This is a genomic window from Bacillus sp. AP50 (genome assembly GCF_040492675.1).
In the GTDB taxonomy this organism is placed as follows: Bacteria; Bacillota; Bacilli; order Bacillales; family Bacillaceae_G; genus Bacillus_A; species Bacillus_A cereus.
Genome location: NZ_JBEUTW010000456.1, coordinates 1 through 1,207 on the forward strand (window position 1 = coordinate 1; position 1,207 = coordinate 1,207).

Here is a 1,207-nt window from a genome sequence, read left to right on the forward strand (position 1 = left end):
AGTAATCCAATCAATTTCTGCATAAATAAAAGGCTGTAGTACTTTTACAACTTGTAAATCTTCTTTTGAAATATGTAGCATATCCATTTGAATTTTTAATTCAGAATTAGTAGGGACATTAAAAGTTATTTGTTGGTCCTTACTTAATTCGATTATACTGGCATTTGTTTTATTAATATTTTTTTTGAAAACCCCAAGCATCATTCTTCCCCCTGTATATAAAACGTTTTCAATTTTAAAACTAATATAGAGTAATTATATATGCTTATATATAATTACTCTATATTAGTTCGTTGAATAGTATATAAATTAAGAGAATTCTATCTAGAATTCTCTTAATGGCCTTTATTAATTTTAGCATGTGTTTTAAAGAAAACAGGGAAATGAACATTATATATTACAGTGACGACACGAATAATGAATGTTACTAATAAACAAACATAGAAAGCTAACACGTGCGCCCCCATAGCGTGTGTGATTAGGAAGCTAATTGCTCCTAAGATAGAAGCGATTGCGTAAATCTCTTTTCGGAATACGTAAGGGATATCTTGAGCACAAATGTCACGCAAAATACCGCCTCCAATACCTGTAATGACTCCCATTGAAACAACTAGAAATGAGGCGTCAACATGATGTGACATTGCCGCATTTGCACCAATAGCTGTAAAAACACCTAAGCCAACAGCATCAGAAAGCATAATAACGACTTGAAGTTTATTGATGCGCTCAAAAAACATACAAGTAAATAATGCTGATAATACACTTACGAAAAAGTAAATGGGTTTTACAAATGCGACAGGGGGCAGGTTACCAATCATGATATCACGAATAATACCGCCGCCGAGCGCAGTAGCTACAGCTAAACAAAGGACACCAAATAAATCTAAATCTTTTTTTAAACCAACTAATGTACCAGAAATGGCAGCGGCGATAATGCCAAGAAACGTAAATATATCGATTAATAACATGGCCTTAATCCCTTCCTCTTAAAGATGTTCCAGAGAAAAAATATACACTAAAGTATTGGAAATAACAATTACTTTTCGCTACATGTAGAAAAACGGATAAAATTCATAAAGAAAGCGTTTGAAAATGTTTGGAAAATAGCCATAAAGTAATTTGAAAAAGATATGAAAAGATTAATTTTACATTTTTTGATGTTGTTTATTTGGTAAAACATTACAATTATAGGTAGGTTATTTATATT

The 1,207-nt window shown here is 31.5% G+C and carries 1 protein-coding gene and 1 pseudogene; both read right to left on the reverse strand.

Going from position 1 to position 1,207, the window contains the following annotated elements; all coding sequences use genetic code 11:
* Window positions 1-201: pseudogene (locus ABWK52_RS24545) on the reverse strand (globin-coupled sensor protein); the annotation flags it as partial.
* A gap of 134 nt (window positions 202-335) precedes the next feature.
* Complete coding sequence (locus ABWK52_RS24550; RefSeq protein WP_000924369.1) at window positions 336-968, reverse strand: trimeric intracellular cation channel family protein; 633 nt, start codon at window positions 966-968, stop codon at window positions 336-338.
* Between the last annotated feature and the right edge of the window lie 239 nt (window positions 969-1,207).

What these genes read in the sequence shown, in the direction of transcription:
- ABWK52_RS24550 (WP_000924369.1), bottom strand. Translation starts at nt 968, where the DNA reads ATGTTATTAATCGATATATTTACGTTTCTTGGCATTATCGCCGCTGCC.